The organism is Rhodococcus sp. 14-2470-1b (assembly GCF_002259415.1).
GTDB lineage: Bacteria > Actinomycetota > Actinomycetes > Mycobacteriales > Mycobacteriaceae > Rhodococcoides.
In genome coordinates this window covers 105,655-124,373 of the sequence record NZ_NPFY01000025.1, presented here as the reverse complement: position 1 = coordinate 124,373, position 18,719 = coordinate 105,655, and the positions used below count along the sequence as shown (strand labels likewise).

Annotated in this window: 17 protein-coding genes and 1 pseudogene; 14 read left to right on the top strand and 4 right to left on the bottom strand. The window is 64.5% G+C overall.

Annotated elements, in window-relative coordinates:
* Positions 1 to 2: 2 nt before the first annotated feature.
* Positions 3 to 1,178: a fumarylacetoacetase gene (fahA, locus tag CH293_RS19095; RefSeq protein WP_094721156.1), complete on the top strand. Its 1,176-nt coding sequence runs from the start codon at positions 3 to 5 to the stop codon at positions 1,176 to 1,178.
* On the opposite strand, the gene CH293_RS19090 is transcribed toward fahA, so the two are convergent.
* Entirely contained in the window at positions 1,175 to 1,837 is a 663-nt protein-coding gene (locus CH293_RS19090; protein ID WP_020113020.1) for an IclR family transcriptional regulator, read from the bottom strand. The two genes, fahA and CH293_RS19090, sit on opposite strands and share 4 nt — an antisense overlap.
* 196 nt (positions 1,838 to 2,033) lie before the next feature.
* Between CH293_RS19090 and CH293_RS19085 the strand changes: the two genes are divergently transcribed.
* The 11 genes and pseudogenes from CH293_RS19085 (at position 2,034) to CH293_RS19035 (ending at position 14,380) form a co-directional block, all read left to right on the top strand.
* Positions 2,034 to 2,858, top strand: a complete 825-nt coding sequence (locus CH293_RS19085; protein WP_020113019.1) for an SDR family NAD(P)-dependent oxidoreductase — start codon at positions 2,034 to 2,036, stop codon at positions 2,856 to 2,858.
* The gene (locus CH293_RS19080; RefSeq protein WP_033187993.1) at positions 2,851 to 4,290 is read left to right on the top strand and encodes an FAD-dependent oxidoreductase; all 1,440 of its coding nucleotides are present in this window, start codon (positions 2,851 to 2,853) and stop codon (positions 4,288 to 4,290) included. Before CH293_RS19085 ends, CH293_RS19080 begins: the two co-directional genes overlap by 8 nt.
* A gap of 39 nt (positions 4,291 to 4,329) precedes the next feature.
* The gene (locus CH293_RS19075; protein ID WP_027499034.1) at positions 4,330 to 5,664 is read left to right on the top strand and encodes an MFS transporter; all 1,335 of its coding nucleotides are present in this window, start codon (positions 4,330 to 4,332) and stop codon (positions 5,662 to 5,664) included.
* A gap of 11 nt (positions 5,665 to 5,675) precedes the next feature.
* Positions 5,676 to 6,449 carry an SDR family NAD(P)-dependent oxidoreductase gene (locus tag CH293_RS19070; RefSeq protein WP_094721155.1) on the top strand — a complete coding sequence of 258 codons (774 nt, stop codon included), beginning with the start codon at positions 5,676 to 5,678 and terminating at the stop codon, positions 6,447 to 6,449.
* A 108-nt stretch (positions 6,450 to 6,557) separates the two neighbouring features.
* Positions 6,558 to 8,156, top strand: coding sequence for an FAD-dependent monooxygenase (locus tag CH293_RS19065; protein ID WP_094721192.1), 1,599 nt, complete (start codon positions 6,558 to 6,560; stop codon positions 8,154 to 8,156).
* Between the two features lie 75 nt (positions 8,157 to 8,231).
* A complete protein-coding gene (locus CH293_RS19060; protein ID WP_020113014.1) occupies positions 8,232 to 8,585 on the top strand; it encodes a VOC family protein in 354 nt (117 codons plus the stop codon).
* Between the two features lie 197 nt (positions 8,586 to 8,782).
* On the top strand, positions 8,783 to 10,195 hold the full coding sequence (locus tag CH293_RS19055; protein WP_094721154.1) for a dicarboxylate/amino acid:cation symporter: 1,413 nt from the start codon (positions 8,783 to 8,785) through the stop codon (positions 10,193 to 10,195).
* Between the two features lie 58 nt (positions 10,196 to 10,253).
* Positions 10,254 to 11,378: a hypothetical protein gene (locus tag CH293_RS19050; protein WP_255122914.1), complete on the top strand. Its 1,125-nt coding sequence runs from the start codon at positions 10,254 to 10,256 to the stop codon at positions 11,376 to 11,378.
* Positions 11,379 to 12,170: 792 nt separating this feature from the next.
* Positions 12,171 to 12,284, top strand: a pseudogene (locus tag CH293_RS28810) (excalibur calcium-binding domain-containing protein); the annotation flags it as partial.
* A 95-nt stretch (positions 12,285 to 12,379) separates the two neighbouring features.
* Positions 12,380 to 13,684: a hypothetical protein gene (locus tag CH293_RS19040; RefSeq protein ID WP_094721151.1), complete on the top strand. Its 1,305-nt coding sequence runs from the start codon at positions 12,380 to 12,382 to the stop codon at positions 13,682 to 13,684.
* A gap of 27 nt (positions 13,685 to 13,711) precedes the next feature.
* Positions 13,712 to 14,380, top strand: a complete 669-nt coding sequence (locus CH293_RS19035; protein WP_094721149.1) for an NUDIX hydrolase — start codon at positions 13,712 to 13,714, stop codon at positions 14,378 to 14,380.
* Between the two features lie 26 nt (positions 14,381 to 14,406).
* Here CH293_RS19035 and CH293_RS19030 read toward each other — a convergent pair whose 3' ends face one another.
* From CH293_RS19030 to CH293_RS19020, 3 genes are all read right to left on the bottom strand, one after another.
* Positions 14,407 to 14,916, bottom strand: a complete 510-nt coding sequence (locus CH293_RS19030; RefSeq protein WP_094721147.1) for an O-acetyl-ADP-ribose deacetylase — start codon at positions 14,914 to 14,916, stop codon at positions 14,407 to 14,409.
* A gap of 1 nt (position 14,917) precedes the next feature.
* A complete protein-coding gene (locus tag CH293_RS19025; RefSeq protein WP_094721145.1) occupies positions 14,918 to 15,853 on the bottom strand; it encodes an ADP-ribosylglycohydrolase family protein in 936 nt (311 codons plus the stop codon).
* A 65-nt stretch (positions 15,854 to 15,918) separates the two neighbouring features.
* Positions 15,919 to 16,929 (bottom strand): FAD-dependent monooxygenase, encoded by a 1,011-nt coding sequence (locus tag CH293_RS19020; RefSeq protein ID WP_037105481.1) that lies wholly within the window; start codon positions 16,927 to 16,929, stop codon positions 15,919 to 15,921.
* A gap of 53 nt (positions 16,930 to 16,982) precedes the next feature.
* Here CH293_RS19020 and CH293_RS19015 point away from each other — a divergent pair, with 53 nt between their 5' ends.
* Both CH293_RS19015 and CH293_RS19010 read left to right on the top strand, forming a co-directional pair.
* Positions 16,983 to 17,564, top strand: coding sequence for a TetR/AcrR family transcriptional regulator (locus CH293_RS19015; protein ID WP_037105306.1), 582 nt, complete (start codon positions 16,983 to 16,985; stop codon positions 17,562 to 17,564).
* A gap of 80 nt (positions 17,565 to 17,644) precedes the next feature.
* Positions 17,645 to 18,661, top strand: coding sequence for a diiron oxygenase (locus tag CH293_RS19010; protein ID WP_037105304.1), 1,017 nt, complete (start codon positions 17,645 to 17,647; stop codon positions 18,659 to 18,661).
* Positions 18,662 to 18,719: the final 58 nt, after the last annotated feature.

Here is an 18,719-nt window from a genome sequence, read left to right as displayed (position 1 = left end):
ACGTGACACATATCGACGTCCCTTTCAATTCCGAGTTCGGGATCGACAACCTCCCGTACGGCATCTTTTCGACCGGTACGACCGACAAGCGCGTCGGAGTCCGGCTCGGCAACAACGTCGTCGACCTCGTGCAAGCTTTGCACGACGACGTGTTCGACCACGCGTCTCTCAACCCCTTCATGGCTCAGGGCCGCGCGCGCTGGATCGAGGTCCGCACCACGCTCACCGAGGCCGTCACGACAGACTCCGTCCCAACCGACGCAATTCACCCGCTCGACACCGTCACGATGCACATGCCGTTCGACGTGGCCGATTACGTGGACTTCTACGCCTCGGAACATCACGCCACCAATCTCGGTCGTCTGTTTCGTCCCGACGCAGAACCGTTGCTGCCCAACTGGAAACACCTTCCGGTCGGATACCACGGTCGCTCAGGTACCGTCGTCGTCTCCGGAACGGACATCGCGCGACCGAACGGTCAACGCAAGGCGCCCGATCAGGCGATGCCGTCCTTCGGGCCGAGCACTCGACTCGACATCGAGGCAGAGATGGGCTTCGTCGTCGGAATCCCGTCGAACGGCCCGATCACACCGGACCGATTCGCAGAACACGTTTTCGGAGCCGTAGTCGTCAACGACTGGTCGGCCCGCGACATCCAAGCCTGGGAATACGTGCCCCTCGGCCCCAATCTCGGCAAGAGCTTCGCGACGTCGATCTCGCCGTGGGTAGTGCCGCTGCTCGCCCTCGAGTCAGCGCGAACCATCACCCCGATCCAAGAGCCGCAACCCCTCGAATATCTGCGTGAAACTCAGTCCTGGGCACTCGATATCGACCTGACCGTCTCCTGGAACGGCCACGACGTCTCGTACCCGCCGTACCGCGAGATGTACTGGTCACCCGCTCAGATGCTCGCTCACCAGACCATCAACGGAGCCACCTCGCGCACCGGTGATCTGTTCGCGTCGGGAACGATCTCCGGGCCGGAGAAGCACCAGCGCGGGGCGTTCATCGAACTGACCTGGGGCGGAGCGGAACCCGCGATACTGGGCGACGAGACTCGAACTTTCCTCGAAGACGGCGATGAGGTAGTCATCGCTGCCAACGCACCAGGACCGAACGGCACCCGCATCGGTTTCGGCGACGTCCGCGGCCGCATCGTCCCGGCAAAGAAGGACTAACGCAACAGCCGACCCAATTGTGCCGCCGCGGCGACCACCGCTGCGCCGAGGCGCTTTTCGTCGTCGATCTCGAAGACGGACGCGCCGAGACTTGCCAGCGCATCACCGCGGCGGCCTGGAATCACCGCTGACACACCACCTACAGACGGGATGACCTCACCCTGGGTGACCGCATAGCCGACGGCGCGGGCCCGGGTCACTTCTGCGCGCTCGCCTTCCACCTCGGGCAGAGCGGCGAGCATTGCAAGTCCGGCGGATCCGCGGTCGATAGGATCCACCTGTCCGCCGCGAAAGGCGACGTGTACCTTCGCGCCGCGGGGTTCGACGACCATCAAAGCTCGCACCTCGTGGTCGTTCTCGCGTACGACGAGATGCACCGTCGCACCCAGCTGATCAGCGAGCTCCTCCAACACCGGACGCGCCACGGTTCGGAGATCTTGCTCGACGGGCTCGGCAAGCGCTACGAGTCCTGCCCCGAGTGCAATTCGTTTGAAGTCGTCCCGACGGCACAGGTGATGCGCCTCCAGGGTCCGCACCAGTCGGTGCGCGACAGTGCGATGCACGCCGATGCCTTCGGCGATCTCGGTTATGGACAGTCCGTTCGGACACTCGGCCAGAAGCTCCAGAACCACCAGGCCGTGATGAAGGGTTTTCGACATGCCCGAATCGAGCTGAACAGCATCTTTACTCGAGAAACCATGAGTCACTTGTCGCCCCTGTTGACGTTTGTGAGGTGGACCACCTACAGTTCGATATGTATCGCACACTGCGTGCGATTATCGCACATCTCCCGGGCCACCGCAAGCTCTGCTCCGGTCAGCCCGATCGAGAGACTTTTTCGCAAGGAGAGATTTCATGACCACCACCAATCCTGGACGCGTCGTGGACCGCACGATGACCGCGGTCTACCCGGAACTCGCGGGCAAGGTCGCCGTCATCACCGGTGCCGCGCGCGGAATGGGCTCGGTGTTCGCCAAAGGTCTTGCGGCTCGCGGTGTGAACGTCATCGGCGCCGACATCAACGACGCGCAGATGAAGGAAACAGCCGAGCAGCTGAACCGCGAGCTGGCCACCGACAAGCTCGTCGCCCAGCCCGGAAAGGTCGTCGGCGCGCGCATCGACGTCACCGTCGCCGACGATCACGAAGCCCTGGCGCAGACCGCTCTTTCAGAGTTCGGCCGAATCGACTTCTGGATCAACAACGCGGGCATCTTCCCGTTCGCCCTTGCTGCCGACATCACGCCGGAGCAGATCAATGCGACGCTGAGCGTCAACGTAGAGGGAGTCCTGTTCGGTTCTCAGGCGGCAGGCAGGCACATGAGCGAGGGCGGCGCCATCGTCAACATGTCCTCGGTGTCCGCACTGCGTGTCCGCAAGGGCCGTGGCGCCTACTGCACCTCGAAGGCGGCCGTCGCACATCTGACGGAGTCCCTCGCTGTGGAATTCGGCGACATCGGCATTCGCGTCAACTCCATCGCACCCGGCTACATCGACACCGAGATGACCCGTTGGGTCCAAGAAGACCCCGAAGCCCTCGCAAAGGCGCTCGACGCCGTACCGCTGCACCGCCTCGGCGCACCCGAGGAGGTCTTCGGTCCACTCCTGTTCCTGTTGTCGGACAGCGCACGCTACGTGACCGGGCACAGCATCGCCGTCGACGGTGGCTCGCGCCATGTCTGACAACGATTACGACGTCGTGGTGATCGGTGGTGGCGGTGCAGGACTCGCGGCAGCTGTAACCGCAGCCGAGAACGGCGCGTCGGTGATTCTGTTCGAGGCGTTGAAGGAACTCGGCGGTTCGACGGCTCTGTCCGCCGGCCTGTTCACTGCGGCGGGGACGTCCGTCCAGCGCGGTCTCGGTATCGAGGACAGCGCCGAGAAGTACTTCCAGCACTACATGGACCTGAACCAGTGGATGCTGGAGCCCGGACTCGTTCGCGCGTTCTGCGAGAACGCCGGACCGACACTCGAATGGCTCATCGAGCTCGGTGTCGAGATTCCCGTCAGGGTCTCCGGCAACGCTCACCAGCCGGGGCTGAGTCAGGCGGGAGTCGAAGACGTATGGCGCGGACACGTACCGAAGGATCAGGGATACGGACTGGTGCAGGTTCTCGACGCCGCTCGCCGTAAGCACGGCATCGACGTCGTCCTCGATACCCGCGTTCAGTCCCTGCTCTCCGAGAACGGACGCGTCGTCGGTGTCGTCGCCGACGACGTCGAGCTCAGTGCAGGCGCTGTCGTCGTCGCGTCGGGAGGCTTCGCTCAGGACCCGACGTTCGTCGATCGCCACTATCCCGTCGCGAACAAGGCAGGCGACTCGCTGTTCGTCGTTGCCGCCGAAGGCAGTCGCGGTGACCATCTTCGCTTCGCCGAGGCGGTGGACGCGTCGATCGCCGGTGACGGATGGGGCCTGATGCTTCCCACTGTCTACTTCCAGCGGTACCACCACTGGCAGTCCGGATTCCCGCCGAAGTCACGCATCTACGTCAACGCCGCAGGACGACGATTCATGGACGAGGACGCTTCCTACGCCGTCTCTACCGGCATCATCGATCACCAGGGCGGTTCGGCGTGGATCGTCTTCGACGAGAACGCACGGGTGAATCTGCCCGTGGGGTATGCGGATTGGGCAGCCGATCGTGTCACCGAGGAGGCCGACGCCGGCCGCACCCTGCGGGCCGACACCCTCGATCAGCTTGCCGACCTGATGCAGGTCCCCGTGACGGCCTTGAACGCTACCGTCGCGCGATGGAATGCGAACCTGCCGCGCGGCGAGGACCCCGACTTCCTGCGTCATCGGACGTTGTCGAACAAGGGGAGCACCGAGAATCCTGACCCGGTCGACCAGGGCCCGTTCTACGCAGCACGCATCCTCCCCGCGGAACTGGTCTGCACACACGCAGGACTGCAGATCGACCGGAACTCGGCCGTACTGAACACCGACGGCGTTCCGATTCCCGGACTCTATGCCGCCGGTGAGGCAGGTGCCGGTGTTCTCGGCCTGCGCTACGTGGGCGGCGGTAACGCAGTAGCCAACGCGTTGACGATGGGTCGCATCGCCGGCCGAAACGCCGCGCACGCAACAGCGAGCGCCGAGGCGCTGGCGATCTGACCTCTCCACTCCCCTACCCTTGACCACTGAGGAACAATGATGACTACCAACGAGAGCGCCGTGCACTCCGAGCCCGGCCGCGAGGCCGATGAGTCGACCACGGTGAAGCAATCCCCCTTGACGGTGATACGCGCCGCCGTCGTCGGAACCGTCGTCGAGTACTACGATTTCGGCATCTACGGCTACATGGCCACGACCATTGCAGCCCTGTTCTTCGTATCGGAAGATCCCACCGCCGCGTTGCTCGGAACCTTCGCGGCATTCGCTGTTGCCTTCTTCCTTCGCGTTCCCGGTGGAATCTTCTTCGGACACATCGGTGACAAGTACGGACGAAAGAACGCGCTGTCCTGGACCATCCTGCTGATGGTCATCGCGACAGCCGGAATCGGACTGCTGCCGACGTACGTCACCCTCGGAGTGTGGGCGACCTCGGTCCTGGTGCTGTGTCGATGCCTTCAAGGATTCGCCGCAGGCGGCGAACTCGGCGGAGCGAACGCCTTCGTCTCGGAGTCCGCACCGACTCGGTGGCGTGCGACTCAGACCTCGATGGTCAACACCGGCACCTACATCGGTTCGTTGTTGGCGTCACTGTGCGCACTGGCGTTGAACACCGTCTTCACCGAGGACCAGGTCCTGTCGTGGGCGTGGCGAATCCCATTCCTGCTCAGCCTCGTCATCGGCGGAGTCGGCATCTGGATCCGTAGCAAGCTCGACGACACACCGGAGTTCAAGGAGCTCGAGGACAAGGGCGAGACCAAGAAGCTGCCCATCTCGGAGCTCCTGAGCACCTCCCGCGGAAGCGTCGTCAAGATCATTTTTCTCGGCGCACTCATCACCGGCGGCTACTACATCGCTTCGGTCTACGCGGCGACGTACCTCAGGACCGAAGGCGGCCAGACTGCCCAGGCAGCATTCCTCTCCACCTCCCTGGCCCTGGTCCTGGGCGTCATCACCCTTCCGATCGCGGGCTACATGGCCGACAAGTACGGTCGCAAGCCGGTGCTGTTCGGCGGCAGCTTCGCATCCATCGTCCTCGGCGTGCCGATGTTCATGATGATGGCGGGCGGCAGTTTGTGGCAGGCCGTCGTCGGCCAGTCCGTCCTGTTCATCGCGGTCTCGGTGGTCAACGGCGCTTCGTACGTCACCTACGTCGAGATGCTCAAGACATCGGTGCGCTACAGCGGTCTCGCACTCGGAAACAACACCACCAACATGCTCCTCGGTGGTACCGCGCCGTTCATCGCGACGTGGCTGATCTCGATGACCGGCAACGCACTGGCTCCGGCCGGTTACTTCGTGTTCTGCGCCATCCTCACGTTCGTCACGGTCTTCTTCGTCGCCGAGACCAAGGGCACCGAGCTGAAGACCGGATAGGGAACGCAGACATGAGTTTTCAAGGAAAAGTCGTTCTCGTGACCGGCGCGGGCAGCGGTATGGGCAAAGTCGAATCCCAGTTGCTCGCGCAGCGCGGCGCGAAGGTGTGGGTCACCGACATCTCGTCCACCTCGGCCCAACAGGTGGCGGGAGAGATCGTCGCCGACGGTGGCCTCGCAGAGTTTCACGCTCTCGATGTGACGTCGCCGGACTCCTGGCAGCAACTCGTGGAACGCATCGACGACGTGGACGGCGGCTTGGACGGACTCGTCAACAATGCAGGCGTCAGCCACCGAGCGGGGATCGTCGAGACGACCGTCGAAGATTGGCACCGCGTCATGGACATCAATCTGAGTTCGGTGTTCTACGGCATGAAATTCTGCGCGTCCTTGCTCGTGCGAGGAGGTGGGTCCATCGTCAACGTCTCGTCCATCGCCGGCATGCTCGGCTACTTCGCGGCCGGATACGGCGCCAGCAAGTGGGGAGTACGTGGTCTGTCGAAGGTCGGTGCACTCGAATTCGCCGAGCACGATGTCCGCGTCAATTCGATCCATCCCGGCCTTGTCGACACACCACTGCTGCACTCGGGCTCTTCGGAGTTCGTCGACACCAGCCTGGAGTCCGTTCCGGCAGGTCGTGTCGCCGACTCGGAGGAGATCGCCGAGTCCGTCGCATTCCTGTTGTCCGACGCCGCTCGCTACATCACCGGGACCGAGATCGTCGTCGACGGTGGCTTGACGTCCGGCGGGATCTACCACCGAATCACCCGCGAGTTGAAGGGATGATCGTCGCGGTCATCCGCCAAGCATGAGATCGATCCGAGTATGGGCCGCAGCATGTCGCTGCGGCCCATACTCGTTCTCGTTCGATCATGCGACGGAGGTGGCGTACACGTGAGTGCAGATGTGCTGATTGCCGGAGCGGGACCGATCGGGCTGACCGCGGCGATAGAGCTGCGTAGGCGAGGTATCGACTGCCGCATCGTCGATTCCGCGTCGACTCCGCCGCAGTACGCGAAAGCCGTTGGTATTCAGCCGCGCACGCTGGAGGTGTTCGAGAACATGGGCGTTTCCGGTGCGATCCTCGATGCTTCGGTGCCGATGCGGGGTCAGATCGCGTTCGACGGAGGTGTCGAGGTCGGCCGAATCGAGCTGACGTTGCCGCCGGATGTTCCGTACTGGTTCGCCGGACTCCCCCAGTACGAAACCGAACGCATTCTCGCCGAGCATCTCGCCGGGCTGGGGACTGTGGTCGAGCGGGGCGTCGGGCTGGCGTCGTTCGAGCAGGACGAGCAGCGCGTCGCTGCGACCCTGACCGACGGATCGACGGCGGACGTGCAGTACTTGATCGGCTGCGACGGGGCCCACAGCGCGGTGCGCAAGCAGCTGGGACTGACGTTCGAGGGTGGGGCGTTCGCGGAGGGCTACATGCTGGGCGACATCGAGGTCGACTGGTCGCTACCACCGGGATACGGGGTCAGGAGCTCACACCGGACCGAGGACGGAACCGTCGACGATCTGCTGGTGGCGATCCCACTTCCCGGCCACGGTCGTTACCGGATGTCGATGTTCGTGCCGGAGGAGCTCACGGCCGCGCCCAGTGCCGGCGACGGCATCGTGCACGGCTTCACCGGTGGGCCGGCGCCCGAACTCCACCACATCCAGGCGGTGTTGGACCGGTTGTCGCCCGAACCGACGACGGCACGGAATCTGCGGTGGTCTTCCGTGTTCAAGATCAGCCACCGCATCGTCGACGCGTACGGCAGGGGACGCGTCTTCGTCGCCGGGGACGCTGCGCACATTCATCCTCCGACCGGCGCTCAGGGCATGAACACCGGCATTCAGGACGCGCACAATCTGGCGTGGAAGGTAGCCCTCTCGGTGCGGGGCATCGCCGCGGACGGCCTGACGGACACCTACGACGCGGAGCGCAGGCCTGTCGGTGAGGACGTCGTCGGGATGACCGTCCGCAGCGCCCGCGAGGGCATCGGCGCCGGTGAGAACTCCTTCGAGACGGCGATGCGTCGGCAAGCGCAGTTGTTGATCTCCTACCCGCCGGGTCCTCTCGTGTCGGTAGTCGACGACGCGTCGACCGCGGTGCAACCGGGAGAACGCGCTCCGGATGCTCGGGAGTTGCGTCGGGACATCGTCGCGTTCTCCTTCCGGTTGTTCGATCTGTTCGCCGGGGTGTCGCACACGCTGCTGCTGTGGTCGGACGTCTCGGGGGGCTCGGGGGGCTGGGTGGCGGAGTACGAGGAACTGGCAGCTGACGCCGTCTCTGCGGCACACGGCCTGCTCGACGCCTACCTGGTGGTCGCCGAGCGGGTCGACTCGACGTTGCCGGTGATCGTCGACGCGCAGGGGCAGTTTCGCGACGCGTATTCGATTGCCGGTCCCGAGGTGTTCGTCGTGCGGCCCGACGGGTACCTGGGCCACCGGGGATCTCCCGATACCGCGGCGGTCGTCGGCTATCTGAAAGGCACCTTCGCCTGAGATCGATGACTTCGCACGCCGGCGCGGGTCTTCATAGGTGTACGAAGCACAGTTCTCCTGACGAACGGACACCTCATGGCCATCGAACACGTACTCGCCGTCGTACCGGTGACGGACATCGACGCAGCCGAAACGTGGTACTCGTCGTTCTTCGGGGCGCCTGCCACCAACAACCCGATGCCGACCCTCGTCGAATGGAAGGTGACCGATGTCGGGTGGGTGCAGGTCACCGTCGACGACGTACGCGCAGGCACCGGTCTGCTGAATTTCGGGATCGACGATCTCGACGCTCACCGCGCGGAACTCGCATCCCGAGGTATCGACGCCGGTGACGTCGTCGACGCGAACAAAGGCGTTCGGTTGTCGACGGTTCTCGACCCCGACGGCAACACCATCACCCTCATCGGCGGGTTCCGGGTCGACTACTGAACCCGGGCGCACGTTCGAGGTCGAATCAACTGGGAGTAATCTCCAGTAAGTGATGCCGCTCCTGACCAGTCGACGCTACGTCGACCTGCGCCTACAAGCGAGCTCTCTCTGTCTGTGACCGAGTCGTCTCGGCGTCGCATTCTCTGATTCGAAGGGCTTCTCCGCCCTCACCTCTTTTCCTGTCGAAAGGCATCTTCATGTCTGCGCCCAGTACTACGCGCGCGTCCCGCATACCCACGTGGGCAAAATCCTTCGGGCCTCAGATCGTCGCCGGGTTGATCCTCGGCGTCGTTCTCGGTCTCATCGCACGATCGATGCCCGACGCGGCCGACGGTAACGAGAACTGGCTGGTCGGCACCGTCGCCACCATCGGGTCGAGTTACGTCAAGCTGCTCACCGTCGCAGTCGTGCCGCTGGTGTTCACCGCCATCGTGTCCTCGATCGCGAATCTTCGCCAGGTAGCCAACGCTGCCCGGTTGGCGGTCCAGACTTTGTTGTGGTTCGCGATCACCGCGTTCATCGCCGTGATCATCGGAATCGTCATCGGTCTGGTCGCTCAACCGGGTTCACGCACCGGCGTCGAAGCGACGTCCGCGAAGGACCCGAGCAGTGTCGGTTCCTGGTGGTCGTTTCTGACCGGGCTGGTACCGAACAACTTCTTCGCGCTCGGGTCGAAGACATCGGTCACCACCGAAGCTGCCGGTGACGGAATCGCCAGCACAGCAACCACTTCGCTGAGCTTCAACATTCTCCAGCTTCTCGTGATCGCGGTCGCCATCGGCATCGCGGCGTTGAAGATCGGCGAGAAAGCGGAGCCGTTCCTGAACTTCAACGCATCGTTGCTCGCGATCGTGCAGAAGGTGTTGTGGTGGATCATCCGGCTCGCCCCCATCGGCACGGCCGCACTCATCGCGAACGCGGTCGCGACCTACGGGTGGGATGCGATCGGTTCCCTCGGCGTGTTCACCGTCGCCATCTACGTCGGCCTGGCCATCGTCTTCTTCGTCGTGTACCCCGTCATCGTTCGTGCGCACGGACTTTCGGTTCGCCAGTTCTTCTCCGGCGTGTGGCCCGCCACGCAGCTGGGCTTCGTCTCGCGCTCGTCGATCGGCACGCTGCCCCTCACCGAGCGCGTCACCGAACGCAATCTCGGTGTGCCGCGTGAGTACGCATCCTTCGCAGTACCGCTGGGCGCCACCACCAAGATGGACGGTTGCGCGGCAATCTATCCCGCCATCGCCGCCATCTTCGTCGCCCAGTTCTACGGCGTCTCCCTCACGTTCACCGACTACCTGTTGATCGTCGTGGTCTCCGTCATCGGATCCGCCGCGACCGCGGGAACCACCGGTGCGACGGTGATGTTGACTCTGACACTGTCGACGCTCGGATTGCCACTCGCCGGCGTCGGATTGCTGCTGGCGGTCGAGCCGATCGTCGACATGGGCCGCACGGCCGTCAACGTGACCGGACAGGCGCTCGTCCCGGCGATCGTCGCCAAGCGCGAGGGCATCCTCGACGAAGCCCGGTACAACAGTCCTCGCAACGGCGACCCGTTCAGCGATGACGACGTCACTCCGCCGACGGACCGACAGCCGCAGCTGTCGCCCTAGCAATGGTGGCTGCGACGGTGCGCCGAGCGCGCCGTCGCAGCCATTAAACTAGGCACTCATGGGATCCAAAGGACCGGCAAGCCGGGGGCAGAAGCGCGCAGCGAAAACGAAAGCGCGTGCCCGACGGCAACAATCCGCAGGCTCCGCTGCCCGCACATCCACGATCCCCCATGCCCTGCTGGAACATTTCCACTCCTGGCTCACCGATCGCGACATGGGTGAGCACGCCGACCGCGTCGTGAGCCTGGTGAAGACGACGCTGGGTCAGGTCGACCGGGCCAACCCGGGATTCGTCGTGACCTCCTGGACTCCGAACGACGCCCACTTCATCGTCGACGCCGTCGAGCGGATCGAGGACTCCGATCCGGACAACGGTGCTGCAGCAGCAACGAACATCGTCGTGACGCTGCTCGAATTCCTCACCTTCCTCGACGAGACCGACGCATGGACCGGTAGCGACGAGGACTTCGCGCACTGCATGGAAGACCTCACCGACTTCATCGACAACGATCCGGACGTCCTCGCCCCGGAAGACATCGAGTTGCCGCTCGTAGCGCCGGCCGACGAGTCGACAGCACTGGCCGCACTTCCCGTCGTGGCCGGTGTCGCTGCCGTGGTCGACCGGGTGGGGTCCGGCGCATCGGTGAACGACATTCCCGAACTGTCGACGGCGCTGTCCGAGGAAGGCGAGCACGACCACTCGGACCACGAACCGCAGCCCGAGAACATCACGGCCTTGGACCACTGGGCAGTCGCGTTCGCCACCGACATCCTGGAGACGGACGGCACCCGCGTCGTGCCAGGCTCGGCGGTGGACAGTTTCTCCTCGCGATCCGTCGACGTGCTTCGAGACGTCCTCACCCAGCACATCCGCCACCAACTCAGCATGAGCGAGACCGACGTCTCGATGGCCCTGTCGAACACCTTCGCGATTCAGACTTTGCTCGCGGCGATGACCGAGGACCTGCCACTCGACAACGCGGACGAGGACTACGAGGGCCTCGAAGGCGAGGACCTGCGAACGGCGCAGTTGATCGACTACCGGATCCGCGCCCTGCAGGAGCAAACCGTGCTGGTCTCCGCCGATGACGCACTGACCGTTCCCGAGGCGCTGCGGCCTGCTGTTCTGGCGGGCGTGACGCTGGCAGAACCGTTCGGGGATCAGGACCCGGAAGACCTGTAACGAACTGCGCGGTACGTACGACATGGTGCTCGGAATACAGCACACGGCCGGCGTGAAACAGTCCGCGGCAGCCGGATTCTCGCTTCGAGCCCCGCCGTCGTACGAAAAAACGATCCGTCGCATGATCGATCGGCCGTCTCGACTGGTTACGGTGCTCACGCGCCATTTCTCCATCACTCGAGGACTCCCCCCATGACCGATCCTTTCTCCCAGCCCTACGTCTTCCCCGGCGCTGAACGACCCGAGCGACCCCGACCGTTGATCGGCCGGATCATCGCGTGGTGCGCCGCAGTACTCGGCGCGCTGGTCCTCCTCGCGTCCATCGCGGACTTCTCGCTCCCCGGCATCGTGTTCGGACTGTGTGTCGCCGTGGCCGGTGCGTTGTACTTGATCGTCAAGCCCTCCCATGGCCGAGTCGTCTGGGCAACTCCTGCCCTGGCAGCCATTCCCGCGCTCGTCGCCGTCGGCATCGTTGCGCCCGCACCGCACTCCGACGACGTTCCCGCTCCGGCGGCGTTCGCTGCACCGGCTATCGCCGAGGTGTCCCCGACGACGACCCGCCCGACGACCGCCCGACCGACGACGACCACTCCCACGGCCACGGTCGCGCCGACTACCACTGCACCGACGACCACCCTCGCGCCTGCTCCCGAGACCGTCACCGTCTATGCGCCTCCGCCGACCACTACCGTGCCGTACGTTCCCGAGCCCGCGCCGGTCTACATCGCCGAGCCCGAGCCGGAGTACGTGCCACCGGCCCCCGCGGCAGCGGCGGTTCCGTCGTACGTCTCGTACGACAACTGCGCCGCGGTTCGGGCTGCCGGTGCCGCACCGATCTACGCAGGCGATCCCGGTTACAGCTCCAAACTCGACCGTGACGGCGACGGCGTCGGCTGCGAGAACTGAGCTCGCCGAACTTGTCGGACCCCACCGATACAGTTCTTGTCGCAGGCCGATTCGGCTGCCGCGCAAGCAATGACGTCAGTGGCAAGGGGTGCGCAGTGAACGACCGAAACTTCGATCTCATCGACTTCATCGAGGGTGCGTGGCGCACCTACCAGGCGGATCTCGCCGCGTTCGTCGCGGAGATGCCCGACGGTGAGGAACTGACGGTGAGTGCGGAGTCTGGGGTGGACCGGAGAGACGGGGACACGCCGTGGATCCGGGTGTCTTCGGGCCCGGATGGAGAGATCCGGTCGGACGCTGCGCTCGGGCGCTACCTCTACGACGGGATCGAGCCGCCGGTGGGCGACGACGAGAAGCTCGGCGAACTGGGGTGGGCCACGCCGGGTGAACGTGACGTCTTGGGAGTGAAGAGCTGCTCCCTGCAGTGCAACCGCTCCGACGCGGCTGATCTCGCGGAGCGAATCGTCACTGCGTTTCGGTCCGTCTGGCACGTCACCCACCCGGCGTTCCTGTCCGCAGACGCGGAGGGCGGTAGCGGACGGCAGTTTCGCACCGCGGCCGATCCTCGCCGCACCGATTCCACCGCACTGGTACCGCTGGACATCGATCATCTTCGCGCTCTGATGATCGACACCCTGCGCGGAGCCGGTATCGACATCTCGCAGGAGGACAACGGCGACATAGCAATCGGTGGATTCGCACTACCGCTCCACGTGTGTCTCGGTCCGGATGCCACCGCCGTGCGACTGCACGCTCCTCTCGTGACCGGTGTTCGGCACTCCACTGCGCTGTCACGCAAGATGGCCTGGCTCGGCACACGGTGGAAGGAGATCAACTTCGTCGTTGCGGGTGGGCAGTTGTTCGCAGGTGTCGACGTCACGACGCGCACCTTCGTCCCTCGCCACCTCACTGCCGCTATCTATTCGCTCGGTCTGTTCGTGGACCGCATCGACACCAGATTCGCGTCCGAGCTGGGCGGCACTGTGTTCGATCCGGACCACACACATCCCGATGCTCTTGCACAGGTCACGTGGTCCGACGACAGTGGAACGCTCGGCACTCTGCGGGCCGCGTGCGAGCTGACGGGCGGTCCCGTGGACACGGCGACCGTCGATGCGTTGTGCCGTCGCCAGGACCTGGCCGAACTCACCGAGCGCGCACTGTGGTCGGCCGAGCGCTTTCGTGGGCGCGCCCACCGGCTGGGCGACGAACGCCGTCTCCGAGCCGCGGTCCTGTGCGACAAATTCGCGGCAGCCTGGGAGGACGTCGCTGCGAGCCTGAAGCGCGCCGCCCGGCCTGCACCTGCGCCAGTTCCCCGCGGCGAACAGACCCAGCTCTTCCTCCAGTTCGACCAGCCCTCGTTGTTCGATGTCCGAGTGGATAACTCACCAGCGCGCTAACAGCAGTAGGTGCGCTAACATCGACGAATGACCGAGGGCGCGGGCACGACACTGACGGATTACCCACGTCCGTCGGTAGCCGTCGACGTCGCAGTGCTGACCGTGCACGAGTCCGCCTTGTTCGTGGTCACCGTCGACTCACCTCGTGGCCCTGCACTGCCCGGTACCTTCCTTCATCCCGGTGAACGCCTGTCCGATGCAGCGCATCGAGTGCTGCAATCGAAGGCCGGTATCACGGCACTGCAGTTTCACCAGATCGGCATGTTCGACGCCCCCGACCGCGACGACCGCGGTTGGGTCCTGTCGATGGCGCACGGCGCTGCAGTTCCGTACGGCTCGCTACCCATCGGTGTGAAAGTGGTTCGCATCGAGGATGATCGGCCATCACAGCCGTTGTCGTTCGACCACAGCGACATGGTCGTTCTCGCCGTCGAGGACCTGCGCCGGCGGTATGCGTCGAACATCGATCCGTCGCTTCTGCTCGGTGAGGAGTTCACGCTGCTCGAGCTGAAGCAGTTGTACGAGGTGGTGTTCGGGAATCGATTCCCGAAGGACACGTTCAGACGCCACGTGTCACCGGCGCTCGACGGGACCGGTGCGACGTCCGTCGCTGCGGGCGGCCGCCCGGCCGAGCTGTATCGAAGGAAGGCCGGCGCGGTTCTGCCGGAGTCGGCGTCTGCGCTGTTTCGCTCCTGACCGCAGGATGCGGCCTATCCGCTGAATCAGCCCAGCAGGCGCGTCGTCGTTCGCGCAATGCTGTCGCTGAAGGCGACGAGCGTCACCACGTCCACGGACGTTCGAGTGCCCGTGACGGCGGCGACCTGTTGTGCCACTGCATCGTCCACCGGCCATCCGTACGACCCGCCCGACACGAGCGGAAACGCCACCGTCGACGCGCCGAGCGAATCTGCGACGGCCAAACTACGCACGTATGCCGATCGCAGGATGCCCGATCGATCCTCGTGTGCCGAATACCGTGGTCCGACAGTGTGAATCACCCACCGAGCCGGCAATCGGCCTCCGGTGGTCGCGACGGCAGCGCCCGCGGCCAAGCCGCCGGGCAGGCTCGTGCGGCGCAGCTCCTTGCAGGCAGCGAGGATGTCGGGCCCTCCTGCTCGGTGGATCGCGCCGTCGACACCCCCTCCTCCCAGAAGCGTCGAATTGGCCGCGTTGACGATCGCGTCGACCCGTAGCGTGGTGATGTCGCCGCGAACGACGTCGATGATGGCCATGTCAGACCTCTCCTGTTAGTTCGGCGGCAAGCGTGAGGAGATCCCCGCCCGTCAGGTTCGGGTACCCGTGCAGCATCATCTGCCACTTCTCCGGAACAGCCGACGCGCCCCAACGGGCTCCGACGAGTCCTCCGGCGATCGCGGCAGTGGTGTCGGTGTCACCGCCCGCGAGAACACAGAGCTCGAGCGTTCTCACCAGGTGTTTCGGTCCTACCTGCTCGGCTTTCGTTACTGCCCACCATGCCGTCTGCAGCGCGTGGACGACCCACCCGTTGTTCGGGAAGTCCGTCGGGCTCCCGTTCTCGGCCTCGTCGAGCAGTGGCGCCCAGAAGTCGGCCGCGTGTCCGGCGACGTCCAGCCATCCGCGCACGCCGTCGAAGTCTCCGTGCCGGACGGCGTGTGCGATCGCGAACGTCCAGAGCTGGCACGCCTCGCCTGCCCGCGGATCGGAATGCGTGAGTTCACTGATCGATCGGGCTGCGTTCATCAGGTCGTCGGTGGTGTCGTTCAGGTACGCGAGCGCGACGGGGGCCGTGCGCATCAGCGAACCGTTTCCTCCCGTGCGGCCGGTGAGAGCTCCCGCTCGACGTGTCATGTCCGCGGCGGATTCGCTTCGGTACCCGAGTACCGACCGCGTCTGATGTCCGATGTCGGCCGGATCGGTGTCGTACCAGGCGACGAAATTGGCGGCCACGGCATCGAGTCCGGCGCCCTCTCCTGGTTTCGCATCGCGGGCTGCGAGGGCCACTGCAACAGCCATGGATGTGTCGTCGGTCCACTCACCAGGCGCCCAATCGAACGGACCGCCGCCGATCATGTCGACGACAGTTCGCGGTGCTGGATGGGTGAACTCGTAGCCAGCACCGAGGGCATCCCCCGCTGCCGTGCCGAGTAGCACTCCGGCTGCGCGATCACTTCGACCGGTATTCGATGTCACTGCCGGCTCTCCTTAGCTCGTTTGTGCGCTTAGATTAGCGCATATCTGAGCTAATCTGCAACAGCTCAACCGATCCGCGTCAGACCACCCGCCACCAGGTCCCGTACTCTCGTCCACCGACGAGCGGTTGCGCACGAACCAGCCAATGACGACGCGCGCGAGATCCGGTACGCCCGGCGGCGTCGAGCAGCGTCGTACCTACGCAGAGCGCCGGCGACCGTCTCCTCCTCGACGAGAGAAGAAGCCAGAGCGACCGCATCCAACAGGGACTCACACGCACCCCGGCCCAGATTGGGCGCCATTGCATGCGCGGCGTCACCGACGAGCGCGACATTCCCACGGACCCACGACTTCATCGACGGGATCGTCGCGAGCTCACGGAAATCGGTGCGCTGCTGATCGATTCGCGCAACAACGTCGGACACACCGCCGTGCCACGACGTGAAATGCTCCGCCATCGACTCGCCCTCACCCAGCTCCGTCAGCCTCACAGAGGCGAACCAATTCGTGCGACGACTGTCGTGGGGCGTCGTTCCGAACAGCTTGCCTCGTCCCCACGTCTCCGTCATGGACACACATGGGCCGTCGACGGTCCCCCGCCACGCAACAGCGCCCAACGGAATCGGCGTCCCCTCAGGACCGAAGACTTCCGACCGGATGGCGCTGTTGATCCCGTCGGCGGCGATGATCACGTCGCACTCGGACACGTCGGACAACGCTTCGACCCGGCGGCCGAACTCCACGACACCCGTCGGACTCGCCGCAGCCAACACTTCCAGCAGAGCCGGTCGAGGAACGAGACGCGCTGAATGCTTCGCGCCCAGACGAGCGATGCACGAACCGTCAGGGCGTAGAAATCGCGCGCCGGTCACTTCGACCGACGCGGATCGAACAGCGTCGCCGACCCCGACTGCATCCAGGGCCCGCAGCGCTTCCGGCCACATCCCCAGAGCCGTACCACCTGCGGACACCTCGTCCGACTTCTCGAGCACACAGACGTCCCACCCCGCGCCGACCAGAATCGGCGCGGCGGCGAGTCCTGCAATTCCACCCCCGACGATCACCGCTGACTTCATGTTCTGGACGATACTACGATCGTAGTGTACTGGCACTACTTTTATAGTGAGCCATGACCACCCAGCGCCGACACACCGCAGCAGCAGCTCTCGACCAGGTAGGCGAACACGGGCTCCACGGCCTCACGCATCGCAAGGTCGACGCTCGCGCAGGCGTGCCGGCGGGGACCACCTCGAACTACTTCCGCACTCGATCCGCCTTGATCGCAGGCGTGCTCGAACATCTCGAAGAACTCGACCGGGAGGCGTGGGAGAACGCATCCGCCACACCCCGACCTCGGTCTCGTGGGGAACTGACGGCAGCGCTGGTCGCATTCGTGGACGACGCGATCGGCCCGCGGCGAACACACACGATCGCGCGATTTGCACTCTTCGCCGCAGCGGCCACGGACCCCGAGTTGGCGAGAAGGCTCGGCGCAATCCGCGCCAGGATCGTCGAATGGGCAGAGAGCACCCTGATCCACATCTCGACCGAGGACACGGCATCGTGCGCCCGCGCGCTGTGCCACTACCTGGACGGCCTGATCCTCCATAAAATCGCCACTGCGACAAATTCGAGCACGCTGTCACACACAGAATCGGTGGATATCGGCGTAGCCGTCGACCGAATAACTGCAGGTGGAACCCGTTCTTGAAAGTTACTCGTGAGTAAGCTGGCTTTTGCTGATACTACGAGTTACATTAAAAACACGTTCGCACCATGTAGGAGGAAGCGATGACACTGACGTCAGAAGACGGCACGATCTCGATCGACCCGGACGCAGAGACCGAGAAGTACAACGAGACTCTGCGCCTTCTGTCCGAGGGCTCGGTGCACAAGCATTTCGACCCGTACGTGGACATCGACTGGGAGTCCCCCGAGTTCGCGGTGACCGAGAACGATCGCCGGTGGATTCTCCCGACCAAGACCGATCCGATCGGTGGGCACGCCTGGTACCAGGCTCTGCCGGAGGACAAGAAGATCGCGATCGGCATGTGGCGCCAAGCCAACGTGGCCAAGGTCGGACTGCAGTTCGAGAACATCCTCATTCGCGGGATGATGCAGTACGTCTTCTCCCTGCCCAACGGTTCGGCCGAGGCGCGGTACTGCACTCACGAGTCGATCGAAGAGTGCAACCACACGCTGATGTTCCAGGAAATGGTCAACCGGGTCGACAACGACGCACCCGGCATGAGTCGGCCGATGAAGATGCTGTCGCCGATCATCCCGTTGTTCGCGTCGATCGCCCCCGAACTGTTCTTCGTCGGCGTCCTCGCAGGCGAGGAGCCGATCGACCACATCCAGAAGGGCGTGCTGCGGTCGGGCGAGGAAATCCACCCGATCATGCAGGGCGTCATGGCCATTCACGTGGCCGAGGAAGCACGCCACATCTCCTTCGCGCACCAGCTGCTGCGTCGTCGCGTACCGAAGATGTCGAAGGTAGGTCGCTTCTTCCTGTCGCTCGCTTTCCCGATCGTCATGCGGGTGCTGTGCGACGCGATCGTCATTCCCCCGAAGCGGTTCTGGAAGAAGTTCGACATCCCCGCATCGGTCAAGAAGGACCTGTTCTGGGAGAGCGAGGAAGCCCAGCACACGCTGCAGGACTACTTCGGTGACGTGCGCATGCTCGCCAAGGACACCAAGATGATGAGCCGCCCGGCCAAGCTGATGTGGAAGCTGTGCGGAATCGACGGCAAGGCCTCGCGTTTCCGCAGCGAGCCGGACCGTAGCTCCAGCCAGTTCGCCGCCTGATCTTCCCCGTCCTTCACAGCGCCAGTTCTCTCCACAGCAGCGCCTGCCGTCAGGAATA

What these genes read in the sequence shown, in the direction of transcription:
- CH293_RS19080 (WP_033187993.1), top strand. Translation starts at nt 2,851, where the DNA reads ATGTCTGACAACGATTACGACGTCGTGGTGATCGGTGGTGGCGGTGCA.
- CH293_RS19060 (WP_020113014.1), top strand. Translation starts at nt 8,232, where the DNA reads ATGGCCATCGAACACGTACTCGCCGTCGTACCGGTGACGGACATCGAC.
- CH293_RS19030 (WP_094721147.1), bottom strand. Translation starts at nt 14,916, where the DNA reads ATGGCCATCATCGACGTCGTTCGCGGCGACATCACCACGCTACGGGTC.
- CH293_RS19010 (WP_037105304.1), top strand. Translation starts at nt 17,645, where the DNA reads ATGACACTGACGTCAGAAGACGGCACGATCTCGATCGACCCGGACGCA.
- CH293_RS19055 (WP_094721154.1), top strand. Translation starts at nt 8,783, where the DNA reads ATGTCTGCGCCCAGTACTACGCGCGCGTCCCGCATACCCACGTGGGCA.
- CH293_RS19015 (WP_037105306.1), top strand. Translation starts at nt 16,983, where the DNA reads ATGACCACCCAGCGCCGACACACCGCAGCAGCAGCTCTCGACCAGGTA.
- CH293_RS19020 (WP_037105481.1), bottom strand. Translation starts at nt 16,929, where the DNA reads ATGAAGTCAGCGGTGATCGTCGGGGGTGGAATTGCAGGACTCGCCGCC.
- CH293_RS19075 (WP_027499034.1), top strand. Translation starts at nt 4,330, where the DNA reads ATGACTACCAACGAGAGCGCCGTGCACTCCGAGCCCGGCCGCGAGGCC.
- CH293_RS19085 (WP_020113019.1), top strand. Translation starts at nt 2,034, where the DNA reads ATGACCACCACCAATCCTGGACGCGTCGTGGACCGCACGATGACCGCG.
- CH293_RS19050 (WP_255122914.1), top strand. Translation starts at nt 10,254, where the DNA reads ATGGGATCCAAAGGACCGGCAAGCCGGGGGCAGAAGCGCGCAGCGAAA.
- CH293_RS19035 (WP_094721149.1), top strand. Translation starts at nt 13,712, where the DNA reads ATGACCGAGGGCGCGGGCACGACACTGACGGATTACCCACGTCCGTCG.
- CH293_RS19090 (WP_020113020.1), bottom strand. Translation starts at nt 1,837, where the DNA reads ATGTCGAAAACCCTTCATCACGGCCTGGTGGTTCTGGAGCTTCTGGCC.
- CH293_RS19070 (WP_094721155.1), top strand. Translation starts at nt 5,676, where the DNA reads ATGAGTTTTCAAGGAAAAGTCGTTCTCGTGACCGGCGCGGGCAGCGGT.